Source organism: Burkholderia sp. Bp9142 (assembly GCF_003853415.1).
Classification (GTDB): domain Bacteria; phylum Pseudomonadota; class Gammaproteobacteria; order Burkholderiales; family Burkholderiaceae; genus Burkholderia.
The window spans coordinates 1-14,929 of record NZ_QTPP01000005.1; the positions used below are offsets into that span (position 1 = coordinate 1).

11 protein-coding genes and 1 rRNA gene are annotated in these 14,929 nt (G+C 65.2%); 11 read left to right on the forward strand and 1 reads right to left on the reverse strand.

The window, feature by feature from the left end:
* Nucleotides 1-14 precede the first annotated feature (14 nt).
* The 3 genes from rrf (at nt 15) to DIE22_RS07260 (ending at nt 4,266) form a co-directional block, all read left to right on the forward strand.
* Nucleotides 15-127, forward strand: a 5S ribosomal RNA gene (gene rrf / locus DIE22_RS07250).
* A 253-nt stretch (nt 128-380) separates the two neighbouring features.
* Nucleotides 381-2,456: a molybdopterin-dependent oxidoreductase gene (locus DIE22_RS07255; RefSeq protein WP_124604801.1), complete on the forward strand. Its 2,076-nt coding sequence runs from the start codon at nt 381-383 to the stop codon at nt 2,454-2,456.
* Between the two features lie 136 nt (nt 2,457-2,592).
* Nucleotides 2,593-4,266, forward strand: a complete 1,674-nt coding sequence (locus DIE22_RS07260) for a long-chain fatty acid--CoA ligase (protein ID WP_124502008.1) — start codon at nt 2,593-2,595, stop codon at nt 4,264-4,266.
* Nucleotides 4,267-4,759: 493 nt separating this feature from the next.
* Here DIE22_RS07260 and DIE22_RS07270 read toward each other — a convergent pair whose 3' ends face one another.
* Nucleotides 4,760-5,917, reverse strand: coding sequence for a porin (locus DIE22_RS07270; protein ID WP_124604802.1), 1,158 nt, complete (start codon nt 5,915-5,917; stop codon nt 4,760-4,762).
* A 277-nt stretch (nt 5,918-6,194) separates the two neighbouring features.
* Here DIE22_RS07270 and coq7 point away from each other — a divergent pair, with 277 nt between their 5' ends.
* The 8 genes from coq7 (at nt 6,195) to mraY (ending at nt 14,908) form a co-directional block, all read left to right on the forward strand.
* Nucleotides 6,195-6,821: a 2-polyprenyl-3-methyl-6-methoxy-1,4-benzoquinone monooxygenase gene (gene coq7, locus DIE22_RS07275; protein ID WP_124604803.1), complete on the forward strand. Its 627-nt coding sequence runs from the start codon at nt 6,195-6,197 to the stop codon at nt 6,819-6,821.
* A 387-nt stretch (nt 6,822-7,208) separates the two neighbouring features.
* Nucleotides 7,209-7,637, forward strand: coding sequence for a division/cell wall cluster transcriptional repressor MraZ (gene mraZ / locus DIE22_RS07280; protein WP_006400450.1), 429 nt, complete (start codon nt 7,209-7,211; stop codon nt 7,635-7,637).
* A 23-nt stretch (nt 7,638-7,660) separates the two neighbouring features.
* Nucleotides 7,661-8,602, forward strand: coding sequence for a 16S rRNA (cytosine(1402)-N(4))-methyltransferase RsmH (rsmH, locus tag DIE22_RS07285; protein ID WP_124604804.1), 942 nt, complete (start codon nt 7,661-7,663; stop codon nt 8,600-8,602).
* Nucleotides 8,599-8,940 carry a cell division protein FtsL gene (gene ftsL / locus DIE22_RS07290; protein WP_124604805.1) on the forward strand — a complete coding sequence of 114 codons (342 nt, stop codon included), beginning with the start codon at nt 8,599-8,601 and terminating at the stop codon, nt 8,938-8,940. Before rsmH ends, ftsL begins: the two co-directional genes overlap by 4 nt.
* Entirely contained in the window at nt 8,937-10,784 is a 1,848-nt protein-coding gene (locus tag DIE22_RS07295) for a peptidoglycan D,D-transpeptidase FtsI family protein (protein WP_124604806.1), read from the forward strand. The genes ftsL and DIE22_RS07295 overlap by 4 nt, the downstream gene beginning before the upstream one ends.
* On the forward strand, nt 10,781-12,319 hold the full coding sequence (locus tag DIE22_RS07300) for a UDP-N-acetylmuramoyl-L-alanyl-D-glutamate--2,6-diaminopimelate ligase (RefSeq protein ID WP_124604807.1): 1,539 nt from the start codon (nt 10,781-10,783) through the stop codon (nt 12,317-12,319). Before DIE22_RS07295 ends, DIE22_RS07300 begins: the two co-directional genes overlap by 4 nt.
* Nucleotides 12,316-13,722 (forward strand): UDP-N-acetylmuramoyl-tripeptide--D-alanyl-D-alanine ligase, encoded by a 1,407-nt coding sequence (gene murF, locus DIE22_RS07305; RefSeq protein WP_124502014.1) that lies wholly within the window; start codon nt 12,316-12,318, stop codon nt 13,720-13,722. Before DIE22_RS07300 ends, murF begins: the two co-directional genes overlap by 4 nt.
* A 16-nt stretch (nt 13,723-13,738) precedes the next feature.
* Entirely contained in the window at nt 13,739-14,908 is a 1,170-nt protein-coding gene (gene mraY / locus DIE22_RS07310) for a phospho-N-acetylmuramoyl-pentapeptide-transferase (protein WP_006752439.1), read from the forward strand.
* Nucleotides 14,909-14,929: the final 21 nt, after the last annotated feature.

Sequence of the window (14,929 nt, forward strand, 5' to 3'; positions counted from 1 at the left end):
GACAACCCTCTTTGCCTGATGACCATAGCGAGTCGGTCCCACCCCTTCCCATCCCGAACAGGACCGTGAAACGACTCTACGCCGATGATAGTGCGGATTCCCGTGTGAAAGTAGGTAATCGTCAGGCTCCCTAAGCCAGAAACCCCCGCCCGAAAGGCGGGGGTTTTTGCATTTGCGGCGCCGGAAACGCGCGATGGCCGCGGGGCGGGGGGCTTGGCCGTCGCGGACTCAACCGATCTGCGATGCATGTCCGGCAGGGTCCTCATGCGCACGCCGCACACCCGTGTCGTGACAGGACCGAGTAGCTCGATCCCACGCAACTGCCATTCGGCTCATCCACGTAAAATTTGCGAATCTCCATCCCTGCTGCATCCAGAACGATGAGCGCCGCCACTCAGATAGCTCGGGCCGTCTGCCCGCACGATTGTCCGGACACGTGCGCAATGCGCGTGACCGTCGAAAACGGTCGGGCGATCAAGGTGGCGGGCGATCCCGACCATCCGCCCACGCAAGGCGTGTTGTGTACGAAAGTCAGCCGATATGCCGACCGCGTTCATCATCCCGACCGTCTTACCGTTCCGCTCAAGCGCGTCGGCGCGAAGGGGGAAGGGCATTTTGTGCCGATCAGCTGGAGCGAAGCGTTCGACGAGATCGGTGGTCGCCTCGGTGAAATCGCCGCACGCGCGCCGGAGGCGATCGTGCCATACAGCTATGCGGGAACGATGGGGCTCGTGCAGGGCGAAGGCATTGCGCAGCGGTTCTTCCACAAACTCGGCGCGTCACGACTCGAGCGCGCAATTTGCGCCGCGGCCGGTGCGGCAGGGCTGCGCTATACATACGGCGGAAACGTCGGCATGCATCTCGAGCATTTCGAGGAAAGCGAGCTGATCCTGATCTGGGGCGCCAATCCGATCGCATCGAGCCTGCATTTCTGGACCCGCGCGCAGGAAGCCAAGCGTCGCGGTGCCCGCCTGGTCGCAATCGATCCCTACCGCTCACTGACGGCGGAGAAATGCCATCAGCACATCGCATTGAAACCGGGCACTGATGGTGCGTTCGCACTCGGGATGATGCATGTGCTGATGACCGAAGATCTGCTCGATCACGACTACATCGCGACTCATACGCTCGGCTTCGATGCACTCAAGACGCGAGCCCTGTCCTATCCGCCGGAGCGTGTCGCACAGATCTGCGACATCGACGCGTCGGAGTTGATCGACCTCGCGCGTCGTTACGGCGCGACCCGCAAGGCATCGATCCGCCTCAATTACGGCATGCAGCGCGTACGCGGCGGCGGCAATGCCGTGCGCGCGATCGCGAGCCTGCCTGCGCTGACGGGTGCGTGGCGCGACCGGGCCGGCGGGCTGCTGCTGTCGTCGTCGGAATCCGCACCGGTCAATCAGGCGGCGCTGCTGCGGCCCGATCTGATGCCCGGCTGGCCGCACAAGCTGCCGCGCATCATCAATATGAACGCAATCGGCGATGCGTTGCTGCATCCCGGCGACGCGACCTTCGGGCCGAAAGTCGAAGCGGTGATCGTCTACAACTCGAATCCGGTCGCGGTCGCCCCCGATTCGTCGAAAGTAGCCGCGGGGTTCGCACGCGAAGATCTGTTCACGGTCGTTCTCGAGCACTTCAAGACGGATACCGTCGATTTCGCCGACATCGTGTTGCCGGCCACGACCCAGCTCGAGCATCTCGACGTCCACAAGTCGTACGGCCATACCTACGTGATGGCGAATCTGCCGGCGATTCCGCCGGTCGACGATGCGAGGCCGAACACCGAAATCTTCCGTGGCATCGCGCGCAGCATGGGGCTCGACGAGCCCGCGCTTTATCACAGCGACGAAGAGGTCGCGCAGGCCGCGCTCCGTTGGGACGACCCCGCGCTCGACAGCGACTGGGATACGCTGAAGCGTGCCGGCTGGCTGAAGCTCAAGGTGGCGGACGCGCCTTTCGCAAATGGCGGCTTCCGAACGCCATCCGGCAAATGCGAGTTCTACAGCGCGCGACTCGAGCAGATGGGCATGGACCCGGTGCCCGATTACCTGCCGCCGTTCGAATCGGCGGAGGCCGCGCCCGAGCTCGCCGCCCGCTATCCGCTCGCGATGATTTCGCCGCCCGCCCGGCACTTCCTGAACAGCACGTTCGTCAACGTGGACAGCCTGCGCAGCACGGAAGGCCAGCCGCACCTCGACATGCACCCGGCCGACGCCGATGCGCGCGGCATCGGGGAGGGCGACGTCGTCCGCATCTTCAACGACCGCGGATCGATGCAGGCGGTCGCGAGAGTGACTGATCGCGCGCGGGCGGGCCTCGTCGTCGGGCTGTCGATCTGGTGGAAGAAACTGTCGGCGGACGGACGGAACGCGAACGAAGTGACGAGCCAGGCGCTGACCGATCTCGGCAACTCGGCGACGTTTTACGATTGTCTCGTGGAAGTTGAACGGATTTGACCGAACTTCGAGATATGATCGGACGAATTCATTCGAAAGTTCGAAGTGGGCATCTAACCCTGTTGTCTCGGGGCGGGCGAGCCGCTACGATGCGTTTTAGCACGACCATTCGAAAATATGTGAGGAGACGCGCAGTATGGACAAAATTTGGCTGAAATCGTACCCACCCGGCGTTCCAGCCGAAATTGACGCGTCCCCGTATCCTTCCGTCCCGGATCTACTCGACGAAAGCTTCAAGCAGTATCGCGACCGCAAGGCGTTCGTCTGCATGGGCAAGAGCATCACGTATGGCGAGCTCGATGCGCTGTCGCGCCAGTTCGGCGCGTGGCTGCAGTCACGCGGTCTGAAACGCGGCGCGCGCGTCGCACTCATGATGCCGAACGTGCTGCAGTACCCGGTGGCGATCGTCGCGGTGCTCCGCGCGGGCTACACCGTCGTCAACGTCAACCCGCTGTATACGCCGCGCGAACTCGAGCATCAGCTGAAGGACAGCGGGGCGGAAGCGATCGTCATCCTCGAGAACTTCGCGTCGACGCTGCAGGCCGTCATCGCCAATACCGTGGTCAAGCATGTCGTGGTCGCGTCGATGGGCGACCTGCTGGGCATCAAGGGCTGGCTCGTCAATTACGTCGTGCGCAACGTGAAGAAGATGGTGCCGGCCTGGCAGCTTCCGTCGTTCACGCGCTTCAAGGCCGCGCTGTCGGACGGCGCGCGGCAGACCTTCAAGCCGCAGAAGCTCGGCCCCGACGACGTCGCGTTCCTCCAGTACACGGGCGGTACGACGGGTGTTGCGAAGGGCGCGACGCTGCTGCACCGGAACATCGTGTCGAACGTGCTGCAAGCCGGCGCGTGGCACCATCCCGCACACGAAAAATACCCCGAGGTGAAGCAGTTCGTGACGGTTGTCGCGCTGCCGCTCTATCACGTGTTCGCGCTGACGGTCTGCGGTTTCCTGACGATGCGCACGGGCGGCATGGGCGTCCTGATCCCGAATCCGCGCGACATCGGCGGGATGATCAAGGAACTGAAGGGTTACCAGATCTCGACGATCCCGGCCGTCAACACGCTGTACAACGCACTGCTGAACCATCCCGAATTCAACCAGCTGGATCTTTCGAAGCTCGCGATCGCCAACGGCGGCGGCATGGCGATCCAGGAAGGCGTCGCGAAGCGCTGGTATGAGAAGACCCATACGGCGATCGTCGAGGGGTATGGCTTGTCCGAAACGTCGCCGGTTGCCACCTGCAATCCCGTGACGGCGACCGAGTATAGCGGGACGATCGGCGTGCCGCTGCCGTCGACCGAGGTGGCCATCCGCGACGACGCCGGCAACGACGTCGCGCTCGGCGAGCCGGGCGAGATCTGCATCCGCGGGCCGCAGGTCATGGCCGGCTACTGGAACCGTCCGGACGAAACCGCGAAGGTCATGTGCCCGGACGGTTTCTTCAAGACCGGCGACGTCGGCGTGATGGACGCGCGCGGTTACGTGAAGATCGTCGACCGGAAGAAGGACATGATCCTGGTGTCCGGCTTCAACGTGTATCCGAACGAGGTCGAGGACGTGGTGGCGTCGCACCCGGGCGTGTTCGAGGTGGCGGCCGTCGGCGTGCCGGACGAGCACTCGGGCGAAGCCGTGAAGCTGTTCGTCGTGAAGAAGGATCCGGCGCTCACCGACAAGGATATCCTCGCGTACTGCAAGGAGCGGCTCACCGGCTACAAGCGGCCGAAACTCGTCGAGTTCCGCACGGAGCTGCCGAAGACGAACGTCGGCAAGATCCTGCGACGCGAATTGCGCGACGGACGCGCGTAACACCAAAGTCGAACGAACGAGCCCGGCCGGTGCCGGGCTTTTGGGTTTGTGGTGCCGGCATCGGGGCTGAGGCGCACCATTCGGCTATCGTCGGAATGATGCGCGTTCGACCGGGCGCGTAGTGGCTGGCGGAACGACTCGCCCGGGCTGCTCGCGGCCGCTTCGATTCGAACGGCGCGTCACCTCGGTACATGCCGCGGGCGGCAGGCGGCGTGCGCGTCGATGGAGCACCCGAACGGTTCGTTGCAGTGAACGGGACGCGCGGCGATCGTCCTGCTCACTGCTCACTGCTCACTGCTCACTGCTCACTGCTCACTGCTCACTGCTCACTGCTCACTGCTCACCGCTCACCGCTCACCGCTCACCGCTCACCGCTCACCGCTCACCGCTCACCGCTCACCGCTCACCGCTCACCGCTCACCGCATCGCAGCCGCACAAGAAAAAGGCGCCCGAAGGCGCCTTCAATATGCTGCGGCTTGTCAGACAAGCTGATTAGAACTTGTGACGGATGCCGACGCGCGCCGCAACCTGGTTGCTGGTGGTCGACGGGTCGAGACCGTTGATCGAAGCATGTGCCTGAACGACGTTGCCAGCCGAGTTGAGCGCGTTGCCCGATGCATGCTGATACACGCCGATCACGTAGACGTCCGTGCGCTTCGACAGGAAGTAATCGACGCCCAGCGAGCCCTGGTGGTACTTGGCTGCCGAGTTGCCGTCGATCTTGCTGCCTTGCGTGTAGTCGTACGCGGCGCCGACGATCAGCGCCGGGGTCAGCTGATACTTGAAGTTGATTTCGCCGTTGTTGAACGTCGCGGTCTGGTTCACGAACGGACCAACCGAGAAGCCCTTGAACTTCGTGTTCGAGTACGTCGCCCCGATCGTTGCCGCGCCGAACGTGTACGCACCGCCCGCGCCGATGACCTGGTACGTGTTCGCGCTGTTCGCATACGCGCCGTAGACCGGCGACGACACGGCCGTCGCGGCAGCCGACGCGCCGGTGTTGAACATGCCGCCGAAGTTCGCCGGCGTGCGTGCGTTCAAGTAGCCGACACCCAATACCAGCGGGCCGTTGTTGTAACCGGCGCCGAGCGACCAGACCTGGTTCTTCGAGAACTGGCCGGCCTGGCCGCCGAAGCTGTACATACCGCCGAACGAGAAGCCGCCGTAGGTCGGGCTCGTATACTTGACCGCATTGTTCACACGGTACGCGTTGTTGAAGTTGTCGAGGTCACCCGGGTGAGCGGCAATGTAGCCGCCCCACTGGTCGCCTGCCTCGAGCGGGCCGACGAAGTCGACGACGGAGTCGTACTGACGGCCCAGCGTGACCGTACCGTACTGGCTCGACAGGCCGACGTAAGCCTGGCGGCCGAACATCAGGCCGCCCTGGCCGAGCTTGCCGGAGTTGACGTCAAAACCGTTCTCGAGCACGAAGATCGCCTTCAGGCCGCCGCCCAGGTCTTCGGTGCCGCGCAGACCGAAGCGGCTGCCTTGCATCACGCCGCTTGCCAGACCGTACAGATGGCCGCCCTTGGCGTTGTTGTTGAAGATGAAGCCTTCGTCGATGATGCCGTAAAGCGTCACGCTGCTTTGCGCATGGGCTGCGCCAGCAAACGCGCCCAGCGCGACGAGCGCGAGAAGCGACTTTTTCATTAACGGATCTCCAAGAATCACTGAATTTTTTTGGCGGGGCGGATAGTTATGGTGTGTTGACGGGCCCCATCAACTTCGCAAGAAGTCGGACGTAATGTAGCAAAGCCGTTTTTTCCGACAAAGCGAAATGCCGTGGCTCAAGGTCGCCATGTTTCCTTTATGCAACAATGGTTAAAATCACGGGTTAACCGCAATTTCCGCTGAATAATCAAGTCGGTTACGCAGCGGAACTCGTGCCTTTGCCGCTCGCGGCGGCACACGCAGCCAGGAGAACAGGATGGTGTTGGATGAACTGATCAGCGAATTCGATCGCGGCTTGCGATCGCTGACCGGCATTAGCCGGATGAGCCGCCCGGTGCCCGTGCCGGCGGAGCCGCCAGCCGGCGAACTGACGCCCGCGGAGCGCACGCACGCCGCGGGACTGATGCGCGTGAACCACGTCGGCGAGGTCTGCGCGCAGGCGCTTTATCAGGCGCAGAAGCTGACCGCTCGCTCGTCGTCGTCGAAGGCGATGTTCGAGGAAGCGGCGCGCGAGGAGGAGGATCATCTCGCGTGGACCGCGCATCGGCTGAAGGAACTCGATTCGCGCCCGAGCCTGCTCAACCCGCTGTGGTACGCTGGCGCGCTCGCGATCGGCGTCGCGGCCGGTACGCTGGGCGACAAGGTCAGCCTCGGCTTCATGGCGGAGACGGAGCGTCAGGTCGAGAGCCACCTCGACGGGCATCTGTCCGAACTGCCGGCGACCGACACGGCGTCGCGCGCGATCGTCGAGCAGATGCGGCTCGACGAGGTGAAGCACGGCAAGGCCGCGACCGACGCCGGCGGGATCGAACTGCCGCTGCCGGTGCGAATGCTGATGCGCGCCGCGTCGAAAGTCATGACGAGCACTGCATACTATCTCTGACATTCGAACCGGGGCGGCGCACGACGCCGCCCCGGTTCGCCGTGCCCGATACCGCCCGTTTTTTCCGCGTTTTCCCGCCCCCGAAAGCCCCGTCCGCACGCCAGTCTGGCCCGCCTTTCTCATGTATCACCTTCACAAGTTGCACTAGCTCATTCATTTATAACGATTTTTGGAATGAGGGGGCGCATGAGCATGTGCGCGTAAGTCCTTGTTCTAACTAACAAAATTCGTCAAAAAACCGGGCCGCTCCCTTGACCGTGCCAAACCCTTCCTCTAAAGTGGGAGACAGTGTGAGAAAGTGTATTTTTGTGTGATTTAGCGGGCTATTCCGGCTAAATTCTTGAGCATTGAGCGGGTGCTTCGGTGCCCTGAACGGGAGAGCGGAAAGTGTTCCAAGGGGCGTCGGCGCTGACGCTCGATGCGAAAGGGCGGATGTCGGTGCCGGCTCGCTATCGCGAAGCGCTGCAAGGACAGGCAGAAGGACGGGTGACTGTGACCAAGCACCCGGACGGCTGCCTGTTGCTGTTTCCGCGCCCCGAATGGGAAGTATTTCGCGCCAAGATTGCCGCGCTGCCGATGGACGCCCATTGGTGGCGGCGGATTTTTCTCGGCAATGCGATGGATGTCGATCTCGACAGCGCGGGCCGGATTCTCGTATCGCCCGAGCTGCGGATGGCGGCCGGACTGGAAAAGGAAGTCATGTTGTTGGGAATGGGTAGTCACTTCGAGCTGTGGGATTCGCAGACCTACATCGCGAAGGAGCAGGCAGCGATGGCGCAGGGCATGCCCGACGCGCTGAAGAACTTTACGTTCTGATTGCGGTGACGGAGACGCCCGCGATGGGAAACGAATTGCAGCATCGGACCGTGTTGTTGGACGAAGCCGTCGAGTCGCTCGTGACGCGGCCGGACGGCATTTATGTCGACGGCACGTTCGGCCGGGGCGGTCATAGCCGCGCGGTACTCGCGCGGCTGGCGCCGGCCGGCCGGCTGATCGCGTTCGACAAGGATCCGAGGGCGATCGAGACGGCGCAGCGCATCGAGGATGCGCGCTTCTCGATCGTGCATGACAGCTTTGCATCGATGCGCGACGCGCTTGCGGCGCGCGGCGTCGAGAAGGTGTCGGGGGTGTTGCTGGACCTGGGCGTGTCCTCGCCGCAGGTGGACGATCCGGCGCGCGGCTTCAGCTTTCGCGCGGATGGCCCGCTGGACATGCGAATGGATCCGACGCGCGGCGAGTCGGCGGCCGAGTGGCTCGCGCGGGCTTCGGTGCAGGAATTGACGGAGGTGATACGGGATTATGGGGAAGAACGGTTTGCTTTTCAGATTGCAAAGGCGCTTGTTGCTCGCCGGGCAGAGTCCGACCGTCTTGGGCCTCTCGACACCACGGGCGAGCTTGCCCAAATCGTGGGTCACGTCGTCAAAACCCGTGAGAAGGGCAAGGATCCGGCAACCCGCACCTTTCAGGCTATACGGATTCACGTCAATCAAGAGCTTGCGGACCTGCAAGTCGTACTAGACGCGGCATTGTCGTTGCTGGAGCAAGGGGGGCGGCTGGTGGTCATCAGCTTTCATTCACTCGAGGACCGGATCGTCAAGCGATTCATGCAGGCGCACGCCAGTGCGCCTGCGGTCGATCGTCGCCTGCCGATCCGTGCCGTCGACCTCCCGAGCCCGCCGCTCAAGATAATCCGCCGTCAGTTCCCGAGCGAAGCGGAAGTCCTCGCGAATCCGCGCGCCCGGTCGGCCGTGATGCGCATCGCGGAGCGCGTCACGCCATGAGCCGCTTCAATATCTTCCTGCTGATCATCGTGATGGGCTGCGCGCTGTCGGTCGTCAACTCGACGAACCAGCAGCGCCAGATCTTCATTCAGCTGCAGCGCGCGCAGTCGCAGGAGCGTCAGCTCCAGCAGGACTATGCGCAGCTTCAGTATCAGCAGAGCGCGCTGTCGAAAACGTCGCGTATCGAGCAGCTCGCGAACGACTCGCTGAAGATGCAGCCGATCACGACGGGCCGCACCCAATACCTGACGCTGCCTCCAGGCGCCGTGAAGGCGATCGACGCGCCCATTCCCGCTTCGGCCGATACGGTCGGCAAGGGCAAGGGAGGCGCGCGATGAAGCCGTCGCAGAAGCGCAAGGACGTGAAATTCGGCTCGAGCCCCGTGCTCGGCGTGCATCTGCCGATGTGGCGCTCGAAACTCGTCGTGTTCATGCTGTTCATGGCGTTCGTCGCGCTCGCCGCGCGGGCGTTCTGGATCCAGGGGCCCGGCAACGCGTTCTATCAGAAGCAGGGCGAAAGCCGCTACCAGCGCACGATCGAGCTGCCGGCCACGCGCGGCAAGATCCTCGACCGTAACGGGCTGGTGCTCGCGACGAGCCTGCCCGTGCGCGCGATCTGGGCGATTCCGGACGCCGTGCCGGACGATCTCGACGCCGCCAAGGTCAACCAGCTCGGCAAGCTCCTCGGCATGACGCCGAAGGAACTGCGCGTGAAGCTGTCGGAAGACAAGGGTTTCGTCTACGTGAAGCGCCAGGTGCCGATCGACGTCGCGGACAAGGTCGTCGCGCTCGACATTCCCGGCGTCTATCAGCGCAACGAATACAAGCGCTTCTATCCGGAAGGCGAGATCACCGCGCACCTGATCGGTTTCACGAACGTCGAGGACGAAGGGCAGGAAGGCGTCGAGCTTGGCGACCAGAAAATGCTGTCCGGTACATCCGGCGTGCGCCGCGTGATCAAGGACCGGATCGGGCACATCGTCGAGGACGTTGCCGAGCAGATCCCGCCGCACAACGGGACGGACGTCGACCTGTCGATCGACAGCAAGATCCAGTACATCGCGTATGCGAACCTGAAGGCCGCCGTCGAGAAGTTCAAGGCGAAGGCCGGCGCGGCGATGGTCGTCGACGTGCGCACCGGCGAGGTGCTCGCGCTGGTCAACTATCCGACCTACAACCCGAACGACCGTACGCGGCTGACGGGCGAGCAGCTGCGCAACCGGATCCTCACCGACGTGTTCGAGCCGGGCTCGATCATGAAGCCGTTCACGGTGTCGCTCGCGCTCGACCTGCATCGCGTGACGCCGAACACGCTCGTCGAGACGGGCAACGGCCACTTCGTGCTCGACGGCGCGCCGATCACGGACGATGCGGGCTTCGGCACGCTGACGGTCGGCGGCGTGATCCAGAAGTCGAGCAACATCGGCGCGACGAAGATCGCGATGACGATGCGGCCCGAGGAAATGTGGAATATGTATACGAGCATCGGCCTCGGCCAGGCGCCGAAGGTCGGCTTCCCGGGCGCCGCGGCCGGCCGCCTGCGTCCGTGGAAGAACTGGCGCCGCATCGAGCAGGCGACGATGTCGTACGGCTATGGACTGTCGGTGTCGCTGTTCCAGCTGGCGCGCGCGTATACCGCGATCGCGCACGACGGCGAGATGATGCCGGTCACCATTTTCAAGACCGACCCCAATCAGCAGATCACGGGCACGCAGGTGTTCGCGCCGACCACCGCGCGCGAAGTGCGCACGATGCTCGAGACCGTGGTCGCGCCGGGCGGTACGTCGCCGGATGCGGCGGTGCCGGGCTATCGCGTCGGCGGCAAGAGCGGTACCGCGTACAAGCATGAAGGTCACGGCTACACGCGCAAGTACCGCGCGTCGTTCGTCGGGATGGCGCCGATGCCGAACCCGCGCATCGTCGTCGCGGTGTCGGTCGACGAACCGACCGCCGGCAGCCACTTCGGCGGCCAGGTGTCGGGCCCCGTATTCTCGGCGATCGCGGGCGATACGATGCGAGCACTGAACGTGCCGCCGAACATGCCGATCAAGCAGCTCGTCGTGTCCGACGATGCGCCGGGCGCGCCCGCCAAGCCGGGTCCGCAAAAGCTCGCCGCGGGCAGCGGGGCGAAGCATATGATCGTATCCAGCACGACACGTAATTCACCAGGAGTTGTTCGATGAGCGCCGCTCGCAGTTCCCATCCGGCGCATCAGCAGATCGCAGCCGCGCTTGCGTGGCTGCGCCAGCATGTGGCCCCCACGGCGCAACTGCATGCCGACACGCGCAGCCTGCGGGCCGGCGACGTGTTCCTCGGCTATGCGGTCGACGGGGCAGACAATCGCACCTTCATTTCCGATGCCGTCGCCCGCGGCGCGGCCGCCGTGCTGTATCAGCCGGACGGCCTCGCGGCCGCGCCGGCCGTGCCCGTCGCACTCGCGGTGCCGGCGCTCGACCAGTTGGCCGGCGAGATCGCGAGCGGCTGGTACGGCGACCCGAGCGACAGCCTGCTCGCAATCGGCGTGACCGGCACGAACGGCAAGACGTCGTGCACGCAATGGATCGCCGCCGCGCTGACGGCACTGCATCAGCCGTGCGCACTGATCGGCACGCTCGGCAGCGGCATGCCCGGGCAGCTGGTGCCGACCGGCTTCACGACGCCGGACGCACCGCAGCTGCAGCGCAGCCTCGCGCAGCTGCGCGATGCGGGCGCGAAGGCCGTCGCGATGGAAGTGTCGTCGCACGCGCTGCATCAGGGCCGCGTGAACGGCACGGCATTCGACATCGCCGTGTTCACGAACCTCACGCAGGATCACCTCGACTATCACGGCACGTTCGACGCGTACGAAGCCGCGAAGACGAAGCTGTTCGCATGGCGCGGCCTGCGCGCGGCAGTCGTCAATCGCGACGACGCGACCGGCCGCCGCCTGCTCGAGAAGCTGGCAGGCCGCGTGCGTACGATCGCATACGGAATCGGCGATGCGCAGTCGCCCGACGCCGATCGCGAGCTGGTCGCGCTCGACGTGCGCGCCACCGCTGCGGGCACGGCATTCCGCCTGCGCTCGTCGTGGGGCGACGCGGACGTCGAGGTCGGCACGCTCGGCGCATTCAACGTCAGCAACCTGCTCGCGGTGCTCGGCTCGCTGCTCGCGGCCGACGTGCCGTTCGACGCGGCGGTCGCGGAGATCGCGCGGCTCGAGTCCGTCAACGGCCGCATGCAGCGCCTTGGCGGCCGGCTGCAAAACGACGAACCGCTGGTCGTGATCGACTACGCGCACACGCCCGATGCGCTCGAAAAGACGCTCGACGCGCTGCGGCCGATCGCGGCGCAGCGCGGCGGCCGGCTCGTCTGCATGTTCGGTTGCGGCGGCGATCGCGATGCGACGAAGCGCCCGCTGATGGGTGCGATCGCCGAGCGGCTTGCCGACGAAGTCGTCGTCACGAGCGACAACCCGCGCAGTGAAGATCCGCAGCGCATCATCGATCAAGTCATCGCGGGCATGACCGCGCCCGATCGCGCACGCCGCATCGAGGATCGCGCAAGCGCGATCCTGCAGGCCGTGCGCGGCGCCGCCCGCGAGGATGTCGTCGTGCTGGCCGGCAAGGGGCACGAGGCAACGCAGGAAATCATGGGCAAGAAGCGCACGTTCTCCGATCAGGATCACGCACGGCTCGCGCTCGCGGCACGCGCGACGCACGGCAAGGGAGGCGGCGAATGACGATGCTCAGTCTCGGCGAAGCCGCCCGCCTGATTCCCGGCGCCACTGTCCACGGCGATCCGGGCACGACGTTCGAGCGCGTGTCGACGGACAGCCGCACGGTCGGCCCGGGCGACCTGTTCGTCGCGCTGAAGGGCGACCGCTTCGACGCACACGACTTCCTCGGCGACGTGGCCGCGCGCGGCGCAGCCGCGGCGCTTGTCGCGCACGTGCCGGCGGGCCTCGCGATGCCGGTTGTCGAGGGCGGCGAAACGCGTGCCGCGCTCGGCGCGCTCGCGCACGGCTGGCGCAAGCGCTTCGCGGTGCCGCTCGTCGCGGTGACGGGCAGCAACGGCAAGACGACCGTCAAGGAAATGATCGCGTCGATCCTTGCCGCGGCAGTCGGCGCCGACGCGCGGCTGGCGACGGCCGGCAACCTGAACAACGACATCGGCGTGCCGCTGACGCTGCTGCGCCTGTCAGGGGCGCATCGCGTCGCGGTGATCGAGCTCGGAATGAATCACCCGGGCGAGACCGAAATCCTCGCGCGTCTCGCGGCGCCGACCGTCGCGCTGGTCAACAACGCGCAGCGCGAGCACCAGGAGTTCATGGCGACGGTGGAAGCCGTTGCGCTCGAACACGCGGCCGTGATCCACGCGCTGACGCCTGACGGCGTCGCGGTGTTTCCGGCCGACGATGCGTACGCCGGCATCTGGCGCGTCGCGGCGACCGGCAACCGGATTCTCGATTTCGCGCTGCACGACGCCGAACGGCAGATCGAAGCGCAGGTCACGGGCCGCCTGCTCGGCGGCGAGCTCGCGATCGACACGCCGTCCGGCGCGGTGACGGTGCGGCTGCGCGCGCTCGGCGAACACAACGCACGCAACGCATTGGCGGCAACGGCGGCGGCGCTCGCGGCCGGCATCGAGCTGGCCGCGATCAAGCGGGGCCTCGAGTCGTTCGAGCCGGTCAAGGGGCGTCTGCAGGTCCGGCAGGCGGACGTCGGCAGCCTCGCGGGCGCGACGGTCGTCGACGACACCTACAACGCGAACCCCGACTCGATGCGCGCGGCGATCGACGTGCTGGCCGCGCAACCGGCACCGCGCGTGCTGGTGATCGGCGACATGGGCGAGGTCGGCGACGAAGGCCCGGCATTCCACCGCGAGATCGGCGCGTATGCGCGCGAGCGCGGCATCGATGCGCTGTTCGCGCTCGGCGATGCGTCGCGTGATGCGTGCACGGCGTACGGCGACACGGCCCGCCATTTCGGCGACGTCGGCGCGCTGGTGGCTGCGCTGCTCGCGGCAGGCTACGGCGCGCAGGCGACGGTGCTCGTGAAGGGCTCGCGGTACATGAAGATGGAGCGCGTGGTCGACGCGCTGACGAACCAATCCGCGGCGGGCACGGTGCCCGCTGCCCACTGAGTAGAAGGAAGGAAGCATGCTGCTGGCGCTGGCGCAATGGCTGCAAGGAGACGCAAGCTTTTTGCGCTTGTTCACGTACCTCACGTTCCGTGCGGTGATGGCCACCATCACCGCGCTCGGGATCGGGCTCGTGTGCGGACCGTGGGTGATCCGCAAGCTGACGCAAATGAAGGTCGGGCAGGCCGTGCGCAAGGACGGTCCGCAGAGCCACCTCGTCAAATCCGGCACGCCGACGATGGGCGGCGTGCTGATTCTGATCGGCATCGCGGTCGCGACGCTGCTGTGGGGCGACCTGACGAACCGTTTCATCTGGATCGTGATGCTCGTCACGTTCGGCTTCGGCGTGATCGGCTGGGTCGATGACTACCGCAAGGTCGTCTACAAGGACCCGCGCGGGATGTCGTCGCGCGAAAAGTATTTCTGGCAGTCGGTGATCGGCCTGTTCGCCGCCGTCTATCTCGCGTTCAGCGTGTCCGAGGCGAACAACGTGCGCGTGTTCGACCTGTTCATGGCGTGGGTGCGCAGCGGCCTGTCGATGGGGCTGCCCGCGCGTGCCGACCTCATGCTGCCGTTCCTCAAGTCGATCAGCTATCCGCTGGGCGTGTGGGGCTTCATCGTGCTGACCTACTTCGTGATCGTCGGCGCGAGCAACGCGGTCAACCTGACCGACGGCCTCGACGGCCTCGTGATCATGCCGGTCGTGCTGGTCGGCGGCTCGCTCGGCGTGTTCGCGTACGTGATGGGCAGTTCGGTCTATTCGAAATACCTGCTGTTCCCGCACATCCCGGGTGCCGGTGAACTGCTGATCTTCTGTTCCGCGATGGGCGGGGCAGGGCTGGCGTTCCTCTGGTACAACACGCACCCCGCCCAGGTGTTCATGGGCGACGTCGGCGCGCTGGCGCTCGGCGGCGCGCTCGGCACGGTCGCGGTGATCGTGCGCCAGGAGATCGTGCTGTTCATCATGGGCGGCATCTTCGTCGCGGAAACGCTGTCGGTGATGCTGCAGGTGTCGTGGTTCAAGTACACGAAGAAGCGTTACGGCGAAGGGCGGCGCCTGCTGAAGATGGCGCCGCTGCATCACCATTTCGAATTGTCCGGCTGGAAGGAAACGCAGGTGGTGGTGCGTTTCTGGATCATCACGCTGATGCTGTGCCTGTTCGGTCTGTCCACCCTCAAGTTGCGGTAAAGGAAAGGTAACAAGGATGTC